This window comes from Curtobacterium sp. 320 (assembly GCF_031455235.1).
Classification (GTDB): Bacteria; Actinomycetota; Actinomycetes; order Actinomycetales; family Microbacteriaceae; genus Curtobacterium.
The window spans coordinates 85538-108272 of record NZ_JAVDSI010000004.1; the positions used below are offsets into that span (position 1 = coordinate 85538).

Annotated in this window: 17 protein-coding genes; 7 read left to right on the forward strand and 10 right to left on the reverse strand. The window is 70.0% G+C overall.

The genetic code is table 11. The features are described 5' to 3' along the window. Window positions 1-86: 86 nt before the first annotated feature. Window positions 87-1061 carry a COX15/CtaA family protein gene (locus tag J2X60_RS07280; protein ID WP_309779629.1) on the forward strand — a complete coding sequence of 325 codons (975 nt, stop codon included), beginning with the start codon at window positions 87-89 and terminating at the stop codon, window positions 1059-1061. Window positions 1062-1379: 318 nt separating this feature from the next. Here the strand turns inward: J2X60_RS07280 and J2X60_RS07285 are convergent, their stop codons facing one another. Further along, window positions 1380-2306, reverse strand: coding sequence for a heme o synthase (locus J2X60_RS07285; protein WP_070416200.1), 927 nt, complete (start codon window positions 2304-2306; stop codon window positions 1380-1382). A 424-nt stretch (window positions 2307-2730) separates the two neighbouring features. Here J2X60_RS07285 and tkt point away from each other — a divergent pair, with 424 nt between their 5' ends. The 6 genes from tkt to pgl all read left to right on the forward strand — a co-directional run bounded on the left by tkt (window position 2731) and on the right by pgl (window position 11059). Continuing rightward, window positions 2731-4824: a transketolase gene (gene tkt, locus J2X60_RS07290; protein ID WP_071296307.1), complete on the forward strand. Its 2094-nt coding sequence runs from the start codon at window positions 2731-2733 to the stop codon at window positions 4822-4824. Window positions 4825-4953: 129 nt separating this feature from the next. Continuing rightward, a complete protein-coding gene (gene tal, locus J2X60_RS07295; protein WP_070416202.1) occupies window positions 4954-6066 on the forward strand; it encodes a transaldolase in 1113 nt (370 codons plus the stop codon). Continuing rightward, window positions 6066-7664, forward strand: coding sequence for a glucose-6-phosphate isomerase (locus J2X60_RS07300; protein WP_309886949.1), 1599 nt, complete (start codon window positions 6066-6068; stop codon window positions 7662-7664). Before tal ends, J2X60_RS07300 begins: the two co-directional genes overlap by 1 nt. Before the next feature lie 23 nt (window positions 7665-7687). Beyond that, window positions 7688-9226, forward strand: a complete 1539-nt coding sequence (gene zwf / locus J2X60_RS07305) for a glucose-6-phosphate dehydrogenase (RefSeq protein ID WP_309886950.1) — start codon at window positions 7688-7690, stop codon at window positions 9224-9226. After that, window positions 9223-10167 (forward strand): glucose-6-phosphate dehydrogenase assembly protein OpcA, encoded by a 945-nt coding sequence (locus J2X60_RS07310; protein WP_070416205.1) that lies wholly within the window; start codon window positions 9223-9225, stop codon window positions 10165-10167. The genes zwf and J2X60_RS07310 overlap by 4 nt, the downstream gene beginning before the upstream one ends. Before the next feature lie 121 nt (window positions 10168-10288). Continuing rightward, entirely contained in the window at window positions 10289-11059 is a 771-nt protein-coding gene (pgl, locus tag J2X60_RS07315; RefSeq protein WP_071296304.1) for a 6-phosphogluconolactonase, read from the forward strand. Window positions 11060-11343: 284 nt separating this feature from the next. Here the strand turns inward: pgl and J2X60_RS07320 are convergent, their stop codons facing one another. The 9 genes from J2X60_RS07320 to uvrA form a co-directional block, all read right to left on the reverse strand. Beyond that, complete coding sequence (locus J2X60_RS07320; protein WP_309779632.1) at window positions 11344-11703, reverse strand: RNA polymerase-binding protein RbpA; 360 nt, start codon at window positions 11701-11703, stop codon at window positions 11344-11346. A 3-nt stretch (window positions 11704-11706) separates the two neighbouring features. Then, a complete protein-coding gene (secG, locus tag J2X60_RS07325) occupies window positions 11707-11958 on the reverse strand; it encodes a preprotein translocase subunit SecG (RefSeq protein ID WP_056124375.1) in 252 nt (83 codons plus the stop codon). A 119-nt stretch (window positions 11959-12077) separates the two neighbouring features. Continuing rightward, window positions 12078-12857 (reverse strand): triose-phosphate isomerase, encoded by a 780-nt coding sequence (tpiA, locus tag J2X60_RS07330; protein WP_309886951.1) that lies wholly within the window; start codon window positions 12855-12857, stop codon window positions 12078-12080. Window positions 12858-12897: 40 nt separating this feature from the next. Further along, complete coding sequence (locus J2X60_RS07335) at window positions 12898-14115, reverse strand: phosphoglycerate kinase (RefSeq protein WP_071296303.1); 1218 nt, start codon at window positions 14113-14115, stop codon at window positions 12898-12900. Window positions 14116-14118: 3 nt separating this feature from the next. After that, a complete protein-coding gene (gap, locus tag J2X60_RS07340) occupies window positions 14119-15123 on the reverse strand; it encodes a type I glyceraldehyde-3-phosphate dehydrogenase (protein ID WP_070416209.1) in 1005 nt (334 codons plus the stop codon). A 258-nt stretch (window positions 15124-15381) separates the two neighbouring features. Further along, a complete protein-coding gene (gene whiA, locus J2X60_RS07345) occupies window positions 15382-16362 on the reverse strand; it encodes a DNA-binding protein WhiA (protein WP_070416210.1) in 981 nt (326 codons plus the stop codon). A 75-nt stretch (window positions 16363-16437) separates the two neighbouring features. Beyond that, window positions 16438-17340 (reverse strand): RNase adapter RapZ, encoded by a 903-nt coding sequence (rapZ, locus tag J2X60_RS07350; protein WP_070416211.1) that lies wholly within the window; start codon window positions 17338-17340, stop codon window positions 16438-16440. A gap of 204 nt (window positions 17341-17544) precedes the next feature. Beyond that, window positions 17545-19707, reverse strand: a complete 2163-nt coding sequence (uvrC, locus tag J2X60_RS07355) for an excinuclease ABC subunit UvrC (protein WP_309886952.1) — start codon at window positions 19705-19707, stop codon at window positions 17545-17547. Further along, window positions 19708-22734, reverse strand: a complete 3027-nt coding sequence (uvrA, locus tag J2X60_RS07360) for an excinuclease ABC subunit UvrA (protein ID WP_309886954.1) — start codon at window positions 22732-22734, stop codon at window positions 19708-19710. Between the last annotated feature and the right edge of the window lies 1 nt (window position 22735).

Sequence of the window (22735 nt, forward strand, 5' to 3'; positions counted from 1 at the left end):
AGCCGGCGCCTGCCTAGACTTGACTGCTGCTGAACCCTCGAATCCTACAGGTTCGCTGCACGGAACAACAGGAAGGCACCACGCTCGTGACTCGCGTCGCATCCCCCGTCGACCAGGACGTCCGCCCTGCGCGGTGGTGGTCGCTCCCCCGTGTCGTCGACCAGCGTGTCGTCGTCCTCGCCTGGGCGTCCTTCGTCGTCGAGGTGATCCTGATCGGCACGGGCGGCCTCGTCCGCCTCACCGCATCGGGTCTCGGGTGCCCGACCTGGCCGAAGTGCACGGCGGACTCCCTCGTCTCGACGCCCGAGATGGGCATCCACGGCGTCATCGAGTTCGGCAACCGACTGCTCACCTTCGTGCTCGTCGTCGTCGCGATCGCCATGTTCCTGCTCGTCGTCCGGATGCGCCGCACGCGCCCCGAACTGTTCTGGCTCGCGTTCGCCCAAGGCGCAGCGATCCCGGTGCAGGCCGTGATCGGCGGCATGAGCGTCTGGACCAACCTCAACCCGTTCGTCGTGGGGCTGCACTTCGTCGTCTCCGCGGCACTCACGGCGGTCACGGCCGCACTCGTCTACCGCGCGATGCGTGGTCCGCGCACCGCCGAGCGGCTCGTCCCCGGCTGGTACACGGGCGTCGTGCGCGGCACCGTCGCCGCGGTCGTCGTCACGGTGCTCGTCGGCATCCTCACCACGGGCAGCGGCCCGCACGCCGGCGCCGACGAGGCGGTCGACGGCGGACGACTGCACCGCACCGGCTTCGACCCCGCCGTGATGGAGCACCTCCACGCGATCCCCGCATACGTCCTGTTCGCCCTGACCCTCGTCCTCGTGGTCGGCGCGGTCCGCCTGCGCCTGTCGAGCAAGTGGGCGCTGCTGCTCCTGGTGGTCGAGTTCGTCCAGATCGCCGTCGGGCTCACCCAGGCGCGCACGGGGCTGCCCGTCGGTCTGGTGGGGACGCACATGGTCCTCGCGGGCCTGCTCGTCGGTGCCACCACGGTCGTGACGCTCTCCACGCGCGGCACCGCCGGTCGCCAGGCCGTCCGTGAGCCGATCGCGGGCTGACGCGCGGCGCACCGCTCGCGGTCGCCGACACCCCACGAGTCGATCGACTCGTGGGGTGTCGTTCGTCGTGCGGAACGCGACCAGCTGACGGACTGGAGGCGCGGTTCGGGCCCGTCACGCGCCTCCAGGCCGATGGGTGGTCGCGCCCAGCGCCTCCTGCGGACCCGGAACGACCCCACCGACGTCGTACGACGACGGCCTCGTCGCACGCCAGCGCGGCCAACAACCCGCGCCCGCAACGAACGACATCGTCGCTGTCGTACGACAGCGACGATGTCGCACCGGGTCCGCAGCCGAGACGGCCGCGATCGCCCAGCGCTAGAAGGTGAAGACCTGCGGCAGCAGCGGGTCGATGCCCACGGCGATGAACAGCAGCGTCAGGTACGTGATCGAGCTGTGGAAGACGCGCATCGGCTGCACGTGCTCCACGTGCTGGATCGCCCGCGAGTACAGCCGGTGCGACTCGACGACGAACCAGATGCCACCGGCCAGCGCGACCACCGTGTAGAGCGGCCCCATGTGTGCGACCGGGATGAGCAGCAGCGAGCAGACGAGCGTCGCCCACGCGTACAGGACGACCTGGAGACCGACCACCGTGCGACCGCGGACGACCGCGAGCATCGGCACGTCTGCGGCGTCGTAGTCGTCGCGGTACTTCATCGACAGCGGCCAGTAGTGCGGCGGCGTCCAGAGGAAGATCACCATGAAGAGGATGACCGGCGCCCAGGTCAACGACCCGGTGACGCCCGCCCAGCCGATCAGCACGGGCATGCAGCCGGCCGAACCGCCCCAGACGATGTTCTGCGGGGTGCGGCGCTTGAGCCACAGCGTGTAGACGAAGACGTAGATGAGGATCGCGATGACGCTCAGGGCGGCCGCGAGCCAGTTCACCAGGAACCCGAGGACCGCGGTCGACGCGACGCCGAGCACCCACGAGAAGACGAGTGCCTCACGGTCGGAGAGCTCTCCGGTGACGAGCGGCCGGGTGCTCGTGCGCTTCATGAGCCGGTCGATGTCGCGGTCGATGTAGCAGTTGAAGGCCGAAGCGGACCCGGCCGACATGGCGCCACCGAGCATCGTCCAGAAGACGAGCCACAGGTCCGGCACCCCGCGCTCGGCGAGGAACATCGTCGGCGCCGTCGTGACGAGCAGCAGCTCCATGACCCGCGGCTTCGTCAGTGAGACGTAGGCGCGCACCTTGCGCGACAGCGTCGAGCGGGGTCGATCGGTGTCGGGCCGGGTCACGGTGGCAGTCGGCAAGGGAACCTCAGTCTGTTCGCGTCAGCTCACACGCTCGGTGGACGGCTCCGTCGTCGTCGGGGCGTGCGTCGACCCGGAATGCGCACGGGTCCCCGACAGTTTACGTGATGGAGGCGCCGCGATGATGCCCCGCCCCGCCATCCGGACCGAAGTCACCCACCGACACGCCCGGCCGACGGCGGGTCCCCGCGACGACGAGTGGACAACCGGCGTCACCTGAACCCCTTCTGAGTGCATGGTCACTATGCTGGAGTCGCCCTCCCGCAGTGCGTGCCCCGATGACGTCGGCCGCGAAGAGCCGGTCGGCCGCCGCGAGACGGCGACCCGACGAAGGCCCCGGGACGGCGATCATGTCCGTGCGATGGCACGAGCCCTCGCACATGTCGCATCAAGAAGGGTCAACATCCAAGTGGCTGAATTCACCTGGGACGCCATCGACAGGAAGGCCGTCGACACGGCCCGCGTACTCGCCGCCGACTCGGTCGAGGCCGCCGGCAACGGTCACCCCGGCACCGCGATGAGCCTCGCGCCGGTCGCCCACCTGCTCTTCCAGAAGGTGATGCGTCGCGACCCCAGCGACTCCACCTGGATCGGCCGCGACCGCTTCATCCTCTCCGCCGGTCACGCCTCGATCCTCCAGTACGTGCAGTTCTACCTGCACGGCTACGGCCTCGAGCTCGAGGACCTCCAGCACCTCCGCAAGTGGGGCTCGAAGACCCCGGGTCACCCGGAGTACGGCCACACCGACGGCGTCGAGATCACCACCGGCCCGCTCGGCCAGGGCCTCGCCTCGGCCGTGGGCTTCGGCTACGCGCAGCGCTTCGAGCGCGGCCTCTTCGACCCGGAGACCGCCGACGGCGAGTCGCCGTTCGACCACTTCACCTACGTGATCGCCGGTGACGGCGACATGCAGGAAGGCGTCACGAACGAGGCCGCGAGCCTCGCCGGCCGCCAGCAGCTCGGTCGTCTGGTCGTCTTCTACGACTCGAACCAGATCTCGATCGAGGACGACACCGACATCTCCTTCTCGGAGAGCGTCCCGGACCGCTACGAGGCGCTCGGCTGGCACGTCCAGACCGTCGACTGGAAGAAGACGGGCGAGTACTCGGAAGACGTCGAGTCCCTCTTCGCCGCGGTCGAGGCCGCCAAGGCCGTCACCGACAAGCCGTCGCTCATCGTCCTCAAGACGATCATCGGCTGGCCGTCGCCGACCAAGCAGAACTCCGGCAAGATCCACGGCTCCGCCCTCGGTGGCGAGGAGCTCAAGGGCCTCAAGGAGGTCCTCGGCTTCGACCCCGAGCAGACCTTCCACGTCGACCCCGAGGTGCTCGAGTACACCCGCGGTGCCGTCGCCAAGGGCCAGGCGCAGCACGCCGAGTGGCAGAAGACCTTCGACGCGTGGGCCGCGGCCAACCCCGAGAAGAAGACGCTCCTCGACCGCATCAACGCCGGTGAGCTCCCCGAGGGCCTCGAAGAAGCCCTCCCGGTCTTCCCGACCGAGAAGGCCGTCTCGACCCGTGCCGCCTCCGGCAAGGTCATCAACGCCATCGCGCCGCTCATGCCCGAGTTCTGGGGCGGCTCGGCCGACCTCGCCGAGTCGAACCTGACCACGATCGAGGGCGCCAAGTCCTTCGGTCCGGTCGAGGCCTCGACCAAGGCGTGGAGCACCGACCCGTACGGCCGCGTGCTGCACTTCGGCATCCGCGAGCACGCGATGGGCTCGATCCTGTCCGGCATCGTCCTGCACGGGAACACCCGCCCCTTCGGCGGCACGTTCCTCATCTTCAGCGACTACATGCGTCCGGCGGTCCGTCTCGCCGCGCTCATGCAGGCGCCGGCGATCTACGTCTGGACGCACGACTCCGTCGCCCTCGGTGAGGACGGCCCGACGCACCAGCCGATCGAGCAGCTCAGCGCCCTCCGCGCGATCCCGGGTCTGGACGTCGTCCGCCCTGCCGACGCCAACGAGGTCGCCTACGCCTGGCTCGAGATGCTCAAGCACAAGGACCGCCCGGCCGGCATCGCGCTGAGCCGTCAGAACCTCCCCGTCTTCGAGCGTGGCGAGGGCGACGCCTCCGGTGAGGTCTTCGCCTCGGCGAAGAACGTCGCCAAGGGCGCGTACATCCTGGCCGAGGCGCCGAACGGCACCCCCGACGTGATCCTCATCGCGACCGGTTCCGAGGTCCAGATCGCCGTCGAGGCACGCGAGCAGCTCAAGGGCGAGGGCATCAACGCCCGCGTCGTGAGCGCCCCGTCGCTCGAGTGGTTCCGCGCCCAGTCCGAGAACTACCAGGACCAGGTGCTGCCGAAGAACGTCACCGCGCGCGTCTCGGTCGAGGCCGGGATCGCCATGAGCTGGCGCGACATCATCGGCGACAAGGGCCGCAGCGTCTCGATCGAGCACTTCGGTGCCTCGGCCGACTACCAGACGCTGTTCAAGGAGTTCGGCTTCACGACGGAGCACGTCGTGGCCGCCGCGAAGGAATCCCTCGCGGCTTCCTGACCCCCCGAGGGCCGGGTCCGGTTCGCCGGATCCGGCCCTTCTTCCGGGAGGCGCGGCTCGGCCCCGCCACGCGCCTCCCGGTCCCCCAGACCCCGGCCACCAGGCCGATGAAGGAAAGAAGAGAAACACATGGCTGAGAACACCCCCACCGCCGCGCTCTCCGCGGTCGGCGTGAGCATCTGGCTCGACGACCTGTCCCGCGAGCTCCTCGAGACCGGCAAGCTCGAGTCCCTCATCGCCGAGAAGAACGTCGTCGGCGTCACGACGAACCCGACGATCTTCGCCTCGGCCCTCGCCAAGGGCGAGCGCTACGACGCTCAGGTCAAGGAGCTGGCCGCCGCCGGCACCGAGGTCACCGACGCGATCTTCGAGATCACCACGCAGGACGTCGCCAACGCGTCCGACGTCTTCAAGCCGATCTACGACTCGACCAAGGGCTTCGACGGCCGCGTGTCGATCGAGGTCGAGCCGGGCCTCGCGCACGAGACCCAGAAGACCATCGAGCAGGCCAAGTTCCTGTTCGACAAGGTCGGCAAGGAGAACGTCCTCATCAAGATCCCGGCAACGGTCGAGGGTCTCGAGGCCATCACCGAGGTCATCGCCGCCGGTATCTCGGTCAACGTCACCCTGATCTTCTCGCTCGAGCGCTACCGCGCCGTCATCGACGCCTACCTCGGTGGCCTCGAGAAGGCCAAGGCCGCCGGCCACGACCTCTCGAAGATCCACTCGGTCGCGTCCTTCTTCGTGTCGCGCGTCGACTCGGAGATCGACAAGCGTCTCGACGCCGTCGGCACGGACGAGGCGAAGGCCCTCAAGTCGAAGGCCGGCATCGCCAACGCGCAGCTCGCCTACCAGGTCTGGACCGAGGCGTTCGCCTCCGAGCGCGCCCTCGGCCTGCTCGAGGCCGGTGCGAACACGCAGCGTCCGCTCTGGGCCTCGACCGGTGTCAAGGACCCGTCGCTCCCCGACACGCTCTACGTGACCGAGCTGGCCGCGCCGAGCACCGTCAACACCATGCCGGGCAAGACCCTCGACGCCACGTTCGACCACGGCGAGATCCACGGCGACGCGATCGCCGGCTCGTTCGACGCCGCGCAGCAGGTCCTCGACCAGCTCGCCGCCCAGGGCATCGACTACGACGACGTCGTGGCGCTGCTCGAGAAGGAGGGCGTCGACAAGTTCAACGTCTCGTGGGGCGAGCTCGTCGACACCGTCAAGAACGCACTCGAGGGCGCCAAGTAGTGACGGTCTCCATCGCCGCCAGCGGTGACGCGGCGCGGGCCATCGAACTGGTGGTCCCGCGCCTCGTCACCGATCTGGTGGCGTCGGGCATCACTGCCCAGGACCCCGAGCTCTGGGGTCCCGACGCCGAGGCCGAGGCGTCGAAGCGTCTCGGCTGGGTGGAGGCCGTCTCGGTCTCCCGCCCGCTCGTCGCCGAGATCGTCGCGCTGCGCGAGTCGCTCCTCGCCGAAGGGGTCGACCACGTCGTCCTCGCCGGCATGGGCGGCTCGTCGCTCGCGCCCGAGGTCATCACCCGGACCGCCGGCGTGCCGCTGACGGTCCTCGACTCCACCGACCCGGCGCAGGTCCGCGCCGCCGTGGAGCACCAGCTGGACCGCACCGTGCTCGTCGTGTCCTCGAAGTCGGGTTCGACCCTCGAGACCGATTCGCAGCGCCGTGTCTACGAGCAGGCCTTCCGCGACGCCGGCATCGACCCGGCGAAGCGCATCGTCGTCGTCACCGACCCGGGCTCCCCGCTCGAGGCCGTCGCGACGGACGCCGGGTACCGCGTCTTCACCGCCGACCCGAACGTCGGCGGCCGCTACTCCGCACTGACCGCGTTCGGCCTCGTGCCGTCCGGCCTCGCCGGTGCCGACATCGCGGAGCTCCTCGACGAGGCCGACGCCATCTCGGCGCTGCTCTCGGTCGACATCGACGAGAACCCCGGCCTCGTGCTCGGCGCCGTCCTCGGGGGCACTGCGCCCCTCCGCTCCACGATCGGCATCGTCGCGGACGGCACCCACATCGTCGGGTTCGGCGACTGGGCGGAACAGCTGATCGCGGAGTCCACCGGCAAGGACGGCCGCGGCTTGCTGCCGGTCGTGCTCGACGTCGACTCCCCCGAGGTGACCGCTGGACTGCCCGACCTGCAGGTGATCCGACTCGTCGGCTCCCGCGAGGACGAGCGCCACGTCGCCGAGGGCGAGGTCGAGATCACCGGCACGCTCGGCGGCCAGCTCCTCGTGTGGGAGTACGCCGTGGCCGTCGCCGGTCGCCTGCTCGGCATCGACCCGTTCGACCAGCCCGACGTCGAGGCCGCCAAGTCCGCGGCCCGCGCCCTCCTGGACGACCGCCCGGCACCGACCGATCCGGCCTTCACCGAGGACGGCACCGCCGTCCACGCGACCGAGGGCCTGGCGGTCGGGACGACGATCGCGGAAGCCGTGTCGCGCCTCCTGGACCACGTCGGCCCCACCGGCTACCTGGCCGTGCAGGCGTACGTGGACCGCACCGCGAACCCGGACCTCGAGTCGCTGCGCGACGCCTTGGCGGCGCGCACCGGCCGACCCGTCACGTTCGGCTGGGGACCGCGCTTCCTGCACTCGACCGGCCAGTACCACAAGGGCGGCCCGGCGAACGGCGTGTTCCTCCAGATCGTGGCCGACGAGCCCGACGACCTGGCCATCCCCGGTCGTCCGTTCACGTTCGGCCAGCTCATCCAGGCCCAGGCCTCCGGCGACGCGAGTGTCCTCGCGCAGCACGGCCGCCCGGTCCTGACCCTCACGACGACGGACGTCGCAGCTGCCACCGCAGCACTGACGGCCGCCGTCACCCTCTGACTCTCGAAGGAGTTCACCGACTCATGTCACCGGTGGCAATCACCCCGGAGCACAACCCGCTCCGGCTGCCGACGGATCGTCGACTGAACCGGATCGCGGGACCCAGCACCCTCATCATCTTCGGCGTGACGGGCGACCTGTCCCGCAAGAAGCTGATGCCCGCGGTCTACGACCTGGCGAACCGAGGGCTCCTGCCCCCGGGGTTCGCCCTCGTCGGGTTCGCTCGACGTGACTGGGAGGACCAAGACTTCTCCCAGCTCGTCCACGACGCGGTCCAGGAGCACTCGCGCACCCCGTTCGACGAGGACGTCTGGCGTCAGCTCGAACAGGGCATCCGGTTCGTCCAGGGATCGTTCGACGACCCCGAGGCGTTCCGCGAGCTCAAGCGGACCGTCGACACGCTGGACGCGGAGCGCGGGACGCTCGGCAACCACGCGTTCTACCTGTCCATCCCGCCGAAGATGTTCCCCGTGGTCACCGAGCAGCTCAAGCTGTCCGGGCTGACCGAGAAGCGCGAGGACTCGTGGAGCCGCGTGGTCGTCGAGAAGCCCTTCGGCTCCGACCTCCGCACGGCGCGCGAGCTGAACGCGATCGTCGAGAGCGTCTTCGCTCCGGACGACGTGTTCCGCATCGACCACTACCTCGGCAAGGAGACCGTCCAGAACCTCCTGACGCTGCGGTTCGCGAACCAGATGTACGAACCCATCTGGAACTCGAACTACGTCGACCACGTGCAGATCACGATGGCCGAGGACATCGGCGTCGCCGGACGTGCCGCGTACTACGACGGCATCGGTGCGGCGCGCGACGTCATCCAGAACCACCTCCTGCAGCTCCTCGCGCTCACCGCGATGGAGGAGCCGGTCTCGTTCAAGGCGGCGGACCTCCGCGCCGAGAAGGAGAAGGTCCTCTCCGCGGTGCGCCTGCCCGACGACCTGTCGACCGCCACGGCCCGCGGGCAGTACGCCGGCGGCTGGCAGGGCGGCGAGAAGGTGCTCGGCTTCCTCGAGGAAGCGGGTATGGACCCCGAGTCCGGCACCGAGACCTACGCGGCGATCAAGCTCGACATCGCGACCCGTCGCTGGCAGGGCGTCCCGTTCTACCTCCGCGCCGGCAAGCGTCTCGGTCGCCGCGTGACCGAGATCGCGATCGTGTTCAAGCGTGTCCCCGAGGACGTCTACGGCAACTCGCAGTCGCCCCTCGGCCAGAACGCGCTCGTCATCCGTGTGCAGCCGGACGAGGGCGTCACGCTCCGCTTCGGCTCGAAGGTCCCCGGCGTCGGCACGCAGGTGCGCGACGTGACGATGGACTTCGGCTACGGCCACGCGTTCACCGAGGCCTCGCCCGAGGCGTACGAGCGACTCATCCTCGACGTGCTCCTCGGCGACCCGCCCCTGTTCCCCCGTCACCAAGAGGTGGAACTGTCGTGGAAGATCCTCGACCCGATCGAGGAGTTCTGGGCCACGCAGGGCCAGCCCGAGCAGTACCGTCCCGGCACGTGGGGCCCGGCATCCGCCGACGCCCTGCTCGCCCGCGACGGCCGGACCTGGAGGCGTCCATGAAGATCGACCTGCCGAACACCACGGTCTCGAAGATCCAGAAGAAGCTCGTCCACATCCGCGAAGAGGGCGGCGCCGTCGCCCTCGGTCGTGTCCTGACGCTCATCATCTCGACGGCTCTCGGGCACGAGGAAGAGGCGATCGAGGCCGCGAACGAGGCGTCCCGCGAGCACCCGATGCGCGTCATCATCGTGTCGAAGAACGACGGCGACACGAAGTCGCCCGGTCGCCTCGACGCGCAGATCCGCGTCGGCAGCGACGCGGGTGCGAGCGAGGTCATCGTCCTCCGTGCCTACGGCGAGACCGCGACCGACGAGGAGAGCCTGGTCACGGGCCTCCTGCTGCCGGACGCGCCCGTCGTGGCCTGGTGGCCGCAGACCGCCCCGGAGCAGCCCTCGGCCTCGGCCCTGGGTCGCATCGCCCAGCGACGGATCACCGACGCTGCCGCGCAGAAGGACCCGAACGGTGCGATCGAGGCCCTCGGTGCCTCGTACGTGCCGGGCGACACCGACTTCGCGTGGACCCGACTGACCCTGTGGCGGAACCAGCTCGCCGCGGCGCTCGACCAGCCGCCGTACGAGCCGATCACCGCCGTCGAGGTCTCGGGGGCGTACGACAGCCCGTCGACGATCCTGCTCGCCGCGTGGCTGCAGCTGCAGCTCGAGGTGCCGGTGGCCGTCGTCACGTCGCCGCGTGCGACCGGGTCGAGCGGCATCCACGGCGTGAAGCTCGTGCGCGAGTCCGGCACCATCGAGCTCGAGCGGTCCCTGGTGGACGTCGCGACGCTCTCGATGCCCGGGCAGCCGACGCACGACCTGTCGCTGCCGCGCCGCAACCTGCGCGACTGCCTGGCCGAGGAACTCCGTAGACTCGACCCGGACGTCCTCTTCGGAGACGTCGTCAAGCACGGGGTCCCCCAGCTGCGCGAGTCCATCGCCGGCTGAGCAAGCCCCACACGACCGGTCGGGCCGGCCGTCGTTCGTCCAGCGCGAGCGGCGGCCGGCCCGGACGGTCGGACCGACGGTGGTCGTACGACCGGTCGACCACCACGAACACGGGAGTCACGTGACCAACGAACGGCGGGTGCTGGTGCACCCGGACAAGCAGGCCCTCGGCGCTTCGGTCGCCGCACGCTTCATCACGAAGATCATCGACGTGCTCGACGAGCAGGAGCGCGCGGACATCGCCATCAGCGGTGGCTCCGTGTCGTCCCTCGTCCTCGCCGCGATCGGCCAGTCGCCGGCGCGTGAGAGCGTCGACTGGTCGAAGGTGCACGTGTGGTGGGTCGACGAGCGCTGGGTGCCCGCGGGCGATGCCGATCGCAACATCACCGGCACGCAGACGGACTTCTTCGACCACGTCGACATCCCGGAATCGAACATCCACCCGATCGCGGCGTCGGACGCTGGCATCTCGATCGAGGACGCTGCGACCCGCTACGAGCAGGAGCTGCACGCCGCCGCGCCGGACGACGCCATCGCGCCCCGGTTCGACATCACGCTCCTCGGGGTCGGACCCGACGGTCACACCGCGTCGCTCTTCCCGGAGTTCCCGCAGCTCACCGTGACCGACCGCATCGTGCTCCCGGTGGACGACTCTCCCAAGCCGCCGCCGCAGCGCCTGACCCTCACCTACCCGGCGATCAACGCGTCGCAGCGTGTCTGGGTCATCCTGTCGGGTGCCGAGAAGGCCTCGGTCCTCGGCCTCGCGCTCGCGGGTGCCTCGGTCGACGAGGTCCCCGTCGGTGGCGTGCAGGGGCGCAAGCGCACCGTGTTCTTCGTGGACCAGGACGCCGCTCGCGACGTCCCCGAGAACCTCATCGCGTCGACGTACTAGACGCGGGTCCCTGACGGACGGGAGGCGCGGTGCCGGCTGGCACCGCGCCTCCCGTCCGTCCGCGGGTGCGGCCGCCCCCGCGCCCGCCCGCGCGGCGCGCGCGGCGCGCCCGCCGGCCCGGCCGGCCGCCGAGGTCGCACAAAGTGTCGCCCGCAGCGCGCGGAAGCAGCGCTTCGTGCGACCTCGGCGGCGCCCGCACGGCATGTCGTGCGACCTCGCCGGCCCCGCACGCACGAAGGCCCCCGTACCGGATCGGTACGGGGGCCTTCGGACGTCTCGTGCGACTACTTCGCGGTGCCGCGACGCTGACGGAGCTGCTGCAACGCGTCCTCGAGGAGCTGCGCCGCCTCTTCTTCGGTGCGGCGCTCCTTCACGTACGCGAGGTGCGTCTTGTACGGCTCGGTCTTGGAGACCACGGGAGGGTTGTCCTTGTCGCGACCAGCCGGGAGCCCGGTCGACGGCGAGTCCACCGTCTCGGGGATCTCGTCATCGGGGAGGCCGGCGGCGAAGTACCGCACGACCTCGTTGCCGAGGGCGTCCCAGTACGAGATCGCCACACGCTCGGCCTGGACCCCGCGGTCCTGCTCCCCCATCGGGCCCGCGCCGACGCGCGAACCCCGGATTGCACTGCCTCCGGATGCCATGGATCAGCTCCCCGCCGTGAACTTGTTGATGAGACCGAGCACGATGATCGACACGATCCAGAGGAGACCGAGGATCACCGTGATGCGGTTGAGGTTGCGCTCGGCGACGCCGGACGCCCCGAGGTTGCTCGTCACGCCGCCGCCGAACATGTCGGAGAGGCCGCCACCGCGGCCCTTGTGCAGCAGGATGAGGAGCGTGAGCAGGAGGCTCGTTATCGCGAGCAGGACCTGCAGCACGACGGAGAGAATCGCCACGACGTACCTTTCGTGTCAGTCAGCCATCCGAGTATACCGGCCAGGTGGTCGGCCGAGGTCCCCGGGCTGGGCGTGGCACAGGCCGGCCGCACGATGGCGACCGGCCTGTGTCCGGTGGATCAGAGTCCGACGTGCTGCCGGAAGCGCGCGATCGCCGCGAACTCCTGCACGTCGAGGGAGGCGCCACCGACGAGCGCGCCGTCGATGTCGGGCTCGCGCAGGAAGCCGGCGATGTTGCCCGACTTCACCGAGCCGCCGTAGAGCACCCGCGTCGCCGCGGCTGCCTCGTCGCCCCAGGCTGCAGCGATCCCGCGACGGATCGCAGCGCATTCGTCCTGCGCCTGCTCGGCGGTCGCGGCCTGGCCGGAGCCGATCGCCCAGACCGGCTCGTACGCCACGACGATCTCCGAGGGCTGCACGGCGTCGAGGACGACCTGCAGCTGCTCGACCGGCACGACACCGGCGCCGCGCTCCTCGCGCTGCTCCCCGGTCTCGCCGACGCAGACCACCGGCACGAGACCGTGCTTGACGGCCGCGGCGGTCTTCGCGGCGACGACCTCGTCGGTCTCCGCGTGCAGCGTCCGCCGCTCGGAGTGTCCGACGATGACGTACTGCGCGTCGAGTGCGGCGAGGAACGCCCCGGACACGTCGCCCGTGTAGGCGCCCGAGTCGTACTGGGACAGGTCCTGCGCGCCGAAGCGGATCGGGAGCTTGTCGGCCGAGATGAGCGTCTGCACGCTGCGGAGGTCGGTGAAGGGCGGGAAGACCGCGACCTCGACGTCGTCGAAGTCGTGGCGTGCGTCCTTCAGCGTCCACGCGAGCTTCTGCACGGTGGCGATGGCCTGGAGGTGGTCCAGGTTCATCTTCCAGTTGCCCGCGATCAGTGGGGTGCGGTTCATGCTGCGCCTTCCGAGATACGGGAACGGAGCGGCGTCCGGGTCATCGCGACCACCCCAGTGCTTCGAGACCGGGGAGCGACTTGCCCTCGAGGAACTCGAGGCTCGCACCGCCACCGGTCGAGATGTGCCCGAACTGGTCGTCCGAGAAGCCGAGCGACCGGACGGCCGCGGCGGAGTCGCCACCGCCGACCACACCGAGGCCGTCGACCTCGGTCAGGGCCTGCGCGACGGTCTTCGTGCCGGCGGCGAAGGCCGGGAACTCGAACACGCCCATCGGGCCGTTCCAGAACACGGTCTTCGACGAGGACACCGCGGAAGCGAACCGCGCCGCCGTCTCCGGGCCGATGTCGAGGCCGATGCCGTCCGCCCCGAAGGACGACGACTCGATCGCGTCCGCGGCGACGGTCTCGTGCGAGGCGTCGGCCGCGAACCCGGACGCCACGACGACGTCCGTCGGCAGGTCGATCGTCACGCCGAGCTCCTTCGCCCGCGAGAGGTACTCGCGGACGACGTCGAGCTGGTCGGCCTCGAGCAGCGACTTCGCGACCCCGTGGCCCTGGGCCGCGAGGAACGTGAAGAGCATGCCGCCGCCGATGCAGAGCGTGTCCACCTGCGGCAGGAGGTGGTCGATGACACCGAGCTTGTCGCTGACCTTCGACCCACCGAGCACGACCGTGTACGGCCGCTCCGGCGTCGTCGTGAGGCGTTCGAGCACGCCGAGCTCGGTCTCGATGAGCGACCCCGCTGCGCTGGGCAGCGCGGACGCGAGCTCGTACACCGAGGCCTGCTTGCGGTGCACCACACCGAAGCCGTCGGACACGAAGGCGTCCCCGAGGGCGGCGATGCGGTCCGCGAAGCCACTGCGCACGGCAGCGTCCTTCGAGGTCTCCTCCGGGTTGAACCGGAGGTTCTCGAGCAGCAGGACGTCGCCGTCCCCGAGTTCCCCGGCGGCCGCGGTCGCTTCGTCACCGACGGTCTCGCCGACGAACGTGACCTCTTTGCCGAGCAGCTCGGAGAGCCGCTGGGCCACCGGCGCGAGCGAGAACTCCGGCTTGGGCTCGCCGTCGGGGCGGCCCAGGTGGGAGATCACGATGACGCGGGCGCCGGCGTTGATGAGGGTGTTCAGGGTGGTCAGCGACGCGCGCACGCGGCCGTCGTCCGTGATCACGCCGTCCTTGAGCGGGACGTTGAGGTCACAACGGACGACGACACGCTTGCCGGCGAGGTCGCCGAGGTCCTCGAGGGTGCGGAGTGCCATGGGTTAGAGGCGCTCGCCCACGTACTCGGTGAGGTCGACGAGGCGGTTCGAGTAGCCCCACTCGTTGTCGTACCACGAGGTGATCTTCACGAGGCCGCCGATGACCTTGGTCAGGCCGGAGTCGTAGATCGAGGAGTGCGGGTCCGTGGTGATGTCGGTCGACACCAGCGGGTCCTCGCTGTAGAGCAGGATGCCCTTGAGCGGACCCTCGGCTGCTTCCTTGTAGGCGGCGTTGATCTCGTCGACGGTGACCTCGGACTTGGTCTCGAGGGTGAGGTCGGTGATCGAGCCGGTCGGCACCGGGACGCGGAGCGCGAAGCCGTCGAGCTTGCCGGCGAGCTCCGGCAGGACGAGGCCGATGGCCTTCGCCGCACCCGTGGAGGTCGGGACGATGTTCAGGGCGGCGGCACGCGCACGACGCGGGTCCTTGTGCGGGCCGTCCTGGAGGTTCTGGTCGGCGGTGTAGGCGTGGACCGTGGTCATGAGACCGCGCTCGATGCCGAACTTGTCGTGGAACACCTTGGCGAGCGGCGCGAGGCTGTTCGTGGTGCAGGACGCGTTCGAGATGATGTTGTGGTTCGCGGGGTCGTACTGGTCCTCGTTCACGCCGAGCACGATGGTGACGTCGTCACCCGTGGCCGGGGCGGAGATGATGACCTTCTTGGCACCGGCGTCGATGTGCTTCTGCGCATCGGCGGCCTTGGTGAAGAAGCCGGTCGACTCGATGACGATGTCGACACCCAGCTCGCCCCAGGGGAGGTTGGCGGGGTCGCGCTCCGCGAGGACCTTGATCGCCTTGCCGTCGACCACGATGTTGTCGCCGTCGAGCTCGACCGTCGCCGGGAGCTTGCCGGTGATGGAGTCGAACTTCAGCAGGTTCGCGAGGGACGCGTTGTCGGTGAGGTCGTTCACCGCCACGATCTCGAGGTCGCTGCCCTTGGCCAGTGCGGCCCGGAAGAAGTTCCGGCCGATGCGGCCGAAGCCGTTGATACCGATCTTGACGGTCAATGGATCTCCTGGTGGGTGTGGAGCGCCCGGGGGGCGCTGCTTTCGGAGTCGTGTGGCCCTTCGGGCCCACGTGTGGTGGACGATACGCCCCGTAACGTCGCCGTAACGACCCTAGCAGTCGGACTCTGCCAGACCGCGCGGGATGACGGTCCGTCCGGACGGTCGCGAGCGCCGCCCTGGACCACCCCGAGGACGGACGGGAGGCGCGGTGCCAGCTGGCACCGCGCCTCCCGTCCGGAACGCCGTCACGCCCGTCGATCAGGCCCCTTCGAGCTCCTCGGGAACGCTCGCTTCGGTCCCCGGGATCCCGAGGTCGGACGCGCGCTTGTCGGCCATCGCGAGGAGGCGGCGGATGCGCCCGGCGATGGCGTCCTTCGTCATCGGCGGGTCCGCGTGCTGGCCGAGCTCGTCGAGCGACGCGTCGCGGTGCTGCAGCCGCAGCGAGCCGGCGTACTGGAGGTGGTCGGGGACCTCGTCGCCGAGGATCTCCAGCGCACGCTCGACCCGCGCGCACGCGGCGACGGCGGCCTGCGCGGAGCGACGGAGGTTCGCGTCGTCGAAGTTGACGAGACGGTTGGCGGTGGCACGGACCTCGCGGCGCTGGCGCATCTCCTCCCAGTCGGCGGTGGTGCGGGCGGCGCCCATCACGGTCAGCATCTGGCCGATGGCCTCGCCGTCGCGGATGACCACGCGGTGCACGCCGCGGACCTCACGGCCCTTCGCCGCGATGCCGAGCCGCGAGGCAGCGCCGACCAGGGCCATCGCGGCCTCGTTGCCGGGGCAGGTGACCTCGAGTGCGGCGGCACGACCGGGGTCGGTCAGGGTGCCAGCGGCGAGGAACGCTCCACGCCAGATCGCGGCGAGGTCCTCGCGGTTGCCGGTGGTGAGCCGGTTCGGCAGACCGCGCACCGGGCGGCGGCGGGCGTCCATGAGGCCCGTCTGCCGGGCGAGGGTCTCCCCCGCCTCGAGCACGCGCACGAGGTACCGGGTGCCACGACGGGCGGACGCGGACGACCCCACCGACGCCTCGCTCCGCACGCCGTACAGCTCGGCGAGGTCCTTGCGCACACGGTGCACGATGATCCGGGTGTCGAGTTCGACCTCGACGGCGATCCGGCCCGAGATGACGTGCAGGCCACCCGCGAACCGCAGGATGGTCGCGAGCTCGGCAGCGCGGACCGTGTTGCGGTTCACGACGACCCGGGCCAGTTCGTCCTTGACCTCGGCAGTCAACGGCACAGCATCATTCCTAACGTTTCTTCTGGTGGGGTCCGCGTGCCCGGCGCACGTCGTGTGGAGCGGCCGGAGGGACGGTCACTCTCGGCCGAGGTCTCGGTTCTTCACACGCACGGCGACGTCGGGCATCCCGCGGAGGAGGTTCGCCAGCTCGGCGACGATGGCGACCGAACGGTGCTTGCCGCCGGTACAGCCGATGGCGATCGTAGCGTGTCTTTTGTTCTCGCGCTGGTACCCCTCGAACACCGGCTCGAGGACGTCGGCGTAGCGCTCGACGAACGTGCGGGCTCCGGGCTGGGCCAGGACGTAGTCCGAGACGGGTCGGTCGAGGCCCGTGTGCGGGCGGAGTTCCGGGACCCAGTAGGGGTTCGGCAGGAACCGGACATCGGCCACCATGTCGGCGTCGGCGGGCAGTCCGTACTTGAACCCGAAGCTCATCAGGGTCACCTGGACACCCGTGAAGTGGTCGTCGGCGAACTGCTCGGTCACGGCGTTCGCGAGTTGGTGGATGTTCAGGTCGGAGGTGTCGATGACGAGGTCCGATGCCTCGCGCAGGGCAGCGAGCCGGCTGCGTTCGCGGCCGATGCCGTCGAGCAGCGTGTCCTCGCCCTGGAGCGGGTGGGGCCGCCGCACCTGCTCGAAGCGCCGCACGAGGACCGCGTCCGTCGCCTCGAGGAACAGCACCCGGACGCGGGCCGAGGCACTCTTGCGCACCTGCTCGACCGCCTGCTCGGGGTCGGTGAAGAACCGGCCGCCGCGGACGTCGACCACCGTGGCGATCTTGGGGATCTTCTCACCGGCACGGTCCGCGAGCTCGGTGAGCGGCGCGAGCATCTGCGTCGGGAGGTTGTCGACGACGTACCAGCCGAGGTCCTCGAGCGCCTTCCCCACCGTCGAACGACCGGCTCCGGACATGCCGGTGACGATGAGGATGTCGTGCTGCTGCGGCGATCGTGTCGGCGCTGGGACGCTGTCGGTCATCTGGGAGTGGGCTCCGTCGTGGCGGCCCGGGCGCGTCGCCCGGGGAGGTCTCGGCTGCGGGACAAGGGTATCGCCCGGACGCCGGGCTCGGGGTGCGTCATCCGGTCGGGTGCGGTCCGTCCGTCGGCCGTGGCCCGTCGGTCTGGTGCCGTCCGCCGGTCGGGTGCGGTCCGTCGGTCGGCCGCACGGGAGGCGCGGTGTGCGTCATGCGGGCAGGTGCGGGCCGTCGTCGGTCACCTCGGGGAGCCGGGCCGGTCCTCCGGAGCGGGTGGCGGCCGACTGCGTGGCGGCTGCCAGGTCGGGCGCGCTGGCGCTGCCCGGTTCGCCGGCTGCGTCGGCCGCGCTGGCGGTGCCGGGTTCGATCGCCGTGTCCGGCGCACCGGCCCCGTCGGGAGCGCTCGTCGGCGTCGGGGCGCCCGCGGCCTCCGGCGCGCTCGTCGGCGTCGGGGCGCCGGCGGCCTCCGGCGCGCTCGTCGGCGTCTGCGCGAGCTTCGTGACCACGGCCGCCGCCGTCGCCGGTCCGACACCGTTCACCTCGGCGATCTCCTCCGCCGTCGCCTCGCGCAGGCGCGCCACCGACCCGAAGTGCTTCAGCAGCGCGTTCACCCGGGTGGGCCCGAGACCCGGGATCTCGGACAGCCGCGACCGGACGTCCCGCTTCCGCCGGGTCCGCTGGTGCGTGATCGCGAACCGGTGCGCCTCGTCACGGATGCGCTGGATGAGGAACAGTGCCTCGGAGTTGCGCGGCAGGATCACCGGGAAGTCGTCGTCCGGCAACCAGAGTTCCTCGAGCCGCTTCGCGATCCCCACGAGCGCGATGTCGTGCACCCCGGCCTCGTCCATCGCGCGCTTCGCCGCCTGCACCTGTGGCTGCCCGCCGTCGACGATGAGGAGCTGCGGCCGGTACGCGAACCGCTTGGTCGGCTTCGAGCCCTCGACGACCTCGTCGCTGGTGACGTCGGGGACGTCCGGCAGCTCGGCGTCCTCGTCGAGGCGCGCGAGCCGGCGGGACAGCACCTGGTACATGCTGTCGGTGTCGTCGGTGGTCTCGGCGATCGAGTACCGCCGGTACTGGTCCTTGCGGGGCAGCCCGTCCTCGAACACGACCATCGACGCGACGACGTTCGTCCCCTGCAGGTGCGAGATGTCGTAGCACTCCATGCGGAGCGGTGCCTCGGTCATGCCGAGGGCGTCCTGGATGTCCGCCAGCGCCGCGGACCGCGTCGTGTAGTCGGCGGAGCGCTTCGTCTTGTAGAGCATGAGCGCCTGCGCCGCGTTCTGCGCCGCGGTCCGGGCGAGCCCCGCCCGGTCACCCCGCTGCGCGGTGCTGAGCTTGGTGCCCCGACCGCCACGGCGTTCGCTGAGCCACTGCTGCAGTGCGTCGGCGTCCTCCGGCAGTTCCGGCACGACGACCTCGCGCGGGGGCTCTTCGCCCGTCGCGTACTGTCCCTGCACGATCTGCTCGATGAGGTCGCCCGTCGAGATGTCGAGTTCCTTGTCGACGACCCACCCGCGCACACCGCGGATGCGCCCGCCGCGCACCGAGAACAGCTGCACCGCCGCGGCGAGCTCGTCCTCGGAGATGCCGAACAGGTCGAGGTCGACCGAGTCGCGGAGCACGACCGCGGACTTCTCGAGTACGGCCTCGAGCGCGCCGACCTGGTCGCGGAACTTCGCGGCCTGCTCGTACTGCATCGCGTCGGCCGAAGCGGCCATGCGCTGCCGCAGCTGCGTGATCACCCGGCGGTCGTAGCTCGCCATGAAGCGCACGAACTCCTCGACCAGCGCGCGGTGCTCGGCGATCGTGACCTTCTGGGAGCACGGACCGCCGCACTTGCCGATCTGCCCCGGGAAGCACGGCTTGCCGGTCTGCATCGCCTTCTTGTACGACGAGTCCGAGCAGGTGCGGATCGGGAACACCTTGATCATCAGGTCGATCGTGTCGTGCACGGCCCAGATCTTCGGGTAGGGCCCGAAGTACTTCGCGCCCTTGATCTTCCGGTTCCGGGTGACCATCACCCGCGGCGACTCCTCGCCCAGGGTGATCGCCATGTACGGGTAGGACTTGTCGTCCCGGAACTTGACGTTGAAGGGCGGATCGAACTCCTTGATCCACGTGTACTCGAGCTGCAGCGCCTCGATCTCGGAACCGACCGTCGTCCACTCGACGCTCCGTGCTGTGAGCACCATGCGCCGGGTGCGCTCGTGCAGCGTCGGCAGCGGTGCGAAGTAGTTGCTCAGCCGGGCACGGAGGTTCTTCGCCTTGCCGACGTAGAGCACCCGGCCGGCTTCGTCACGCCAGCGGTAGACGCCCGGATCGGTGGGGATCTCCCCCGCCTTCGGACGCCACGGGACGGTGTCCGCCACCTACCGAGCACCCGCCTTCTGCTTCGCCTTCGGACGCTTCTGGGTGGCCGTGCGTGCGCCGACCGCCTGCTCCTTGCCGACCCGCGCGTCCTGCGCGTCGAAGATCTCCTTGAGGAAGACCCCGGTGTGGCTCTCGGGCACGTTCGCCACGTGCTCGGGCGTCCCCGTCGCGAGGACCGTCCCGCCGCCGGATCCACCCTCGGGTCCCATGTCGATCAGCCAGTCCGCCGACTTGATGACGTCGAGGTTGTGCTCGATCGTGATGACCGTGTTGCCCTTGTCGACCAGGCTCTGCAGCACGAGGAGCAGCTTGCGGACGTCTTCGAAGTGCAGACCGGTGGTCGGTTCGTCGAGGACGTAGACCGTCCGGCCGTTCGACCGGCGCTGGAGCTCGGTGGCGAGCTTGACGCGCTGTGCCTCGCCCCCGGAGAGGGTCGTCGCGCTCTGTCCGAGCCGGACGTAGCCCAGCCCGACGTCGACGAGGGTCGCCATGTACCGGTGGATCGCGGAGATCGGTTCGAAGAACTCGGCTGCCTCGCTGATCGGCATGTCGAGGACCTCGGAGATGTCCTTGCCCTTGTAGTGCACTTGCAGCGTCTCGCGGTTGTACCGCGCACCGCCGCAGACCTCGCACGCGACGTAGACGTCGGGGAGGAAGTTCATCTCGATCTTGATCGTGCCGTCGCCGGAGCAGTTCTCGCAGCGACCGCCCTTGACGTTGAAGCTGAAGCGACCGGGCTGGTAGCCGCGCGCCTTCGCCTCGGGCGTCTCGGCGAAGAGCTGTCGGATCCGGTCGAACACGCCCGTGTAGGTCGCCGGGTTGGACCGCGGGGTCCGACCGATCGGCGCCTGGTCGACGTGCACGACCTTGTCGAGCTGGTCGAGCCCCTTCACGCGGGTGTGCTTGCCCGCGATGTGCCGTGCGCCGTTGAGCTGGTTGGCGAGCACCTTGTAGAGGATGTCGTTGACGAGCGTCGACTTGCCCGAGCCGCTCACCCCGGTGACCGCGGTGAACACCCCGAGCGGGAAGTCAGCGTCGATCGACTTGAGGTTGTTCGCCCGCGCACCCTGCACGCTGATCGTGCGCTTGAGGTTGACCTTGCGACGCTCGGCCGGGACCTCGATCGCACGTCGACCCGCGAGGTAGTCGCCCGTGATCGATTCGCGGTTCTCGATGATCCCCTCGTACGAGCCGGAGTGGACGACGTTGCCGCCGTTCACACCCGCGCCGGGGCCGATGTCGACGACCCAGTCCGCCGTGCGGATCGTGTCCTCGTCGTGCTCGACGACGATGAGCGTGTTGCCGAGGTCCTTGAGCTTCACCAGGGTGTCGATCAACCGCCGGTTGTCGCGCTGGTGCAGCCCGATGCTCGGCTCGTCGAGGACGTAGAGCACGCCGGTCAGACCGGACCCGATCTGGGTGGCCAGACGGATGCGCTGCGCCTCGCCGCCGGACAGCCCGCCCGCGCCACGGGAGAGCGTCAGGTAGTTCAGACCGACCTCGAGCAGGAACTCGAGCCGCGCCCGGATCTCGCGCAGGACCGCCGCCGCGATGTGCGCCTCGCGCTCGGTGAGGGTGAGGCTCTCCATGAAGCCGTACGCGTTGTCGAGCGACATGTCCGTCACGTCGGCGATGCTGCGGCCGTCCACCGTCACCGCGAGCACCTCGGGCTTGAGGCGCGTGCCGTCGCAGACCGGGCAGGGGACCTCGCGCAGGTAGCCCTGGAAGCGCTGCCGCTGCGAGTCCGACTCGGCCTCGGCGAACTTGCGCTCGATGTAGGGCATGACGCCCTCGAACCCGCTCGTGTACCGCATCTCGCGGCCGAACCGGTTGCGCCAGGACACCGACACCTGGAAGTCCTTGCCGGTGAGGATCGCTGCCTGCACCGAGGCGTCGAGACGGTTCCACGGGGTGTCCAGGTCGAACCCGAGGTCCTTGCCGAGGCCGGCGAGGAGCTTCTCGAAGTAGGAGTAGAGCCCGCTCGTGCCCGTCCACGGCAGCAGGACGCCGTCGCGCAGGGACGCCTCGGGGTCGCCGAGGACGAGGTCCGGGTCGACCGACATGCGGGTACCGAGGCCGGAGCACTCGGGGCACGCACCGAACGGCGCGTTGAACGAGAACGTGCGGGGCTCGATCTCGGTGAGCGCCAGTGGGTGGTTGTTCGGGCAGGAGAGGTTCTCGGAGTAGGTCCGGACCGCACCGGGTCCCTCGGCGTCGACGAGGTCGATCGCGACCGTGCCGTCGGTCAGGCGCAGTGCCGTCTCGAGCGAGTCGGTCAGGCGCCCGAGGATGTCCTCGTTCGCGACGAGACGGTCGACGATGACCGAGATGTCGTGCTTGACCTGCTTCTTGAGCTTGGGCGGGTCGCTGAGCTGGATGCGCTCCCCGTCGACGATCGCGCGGGCGTAGCCGGACGCCGCCAGTTCTTGGAAGAGGTCGACGAACTCGCCCTTCTTCTTGGAGATGACGGGCGCGAGCACCTGGAAGCGCGTGCCCGACTCGAACTCCATGAGCTGGTCGGCGATCTGCTGCACGCTCTGCTTGCTGATCACCTCACCGCAGACGGGGCAGTGCGGGATGCCGATGCGCGCCCAGAGCAGACGCATGTAGTCGTAGACCTCGGTGATGGTGCCGACCGTCGAGCGCGGGTTGCGGTTCGTCGACTTCTGGTCGATCGAGACCGCGGGCGAGAGCCCTTCGATGAAGTCGACGTCCGGGCGGTCGACCTGCCCGAGGAACTGGCGCGCGTACGCGGACAGCGACTCGACGTAGCGACGCTGTCCCTCGGCGAAGATCGTGTCGAACGCCAGCGAGGACTTGCCGGATCCGGACAGACCCGTGAACACGACGAGCGAGTCGCGTGGGATCTCGAGGTCGACGTCGCGCAGGTTGTGCACGCGGGCACCGCGCACGCTGAGCGTGGAGGTGCTGTGCGGTGCCGTGCCGCCGGGGATGTGGAGGTCTACGGGCTCGCCGAAGGCATTCCGGCCCGACGTCGAGGTTCCGCGGTCAGAGGTGATGGTCATC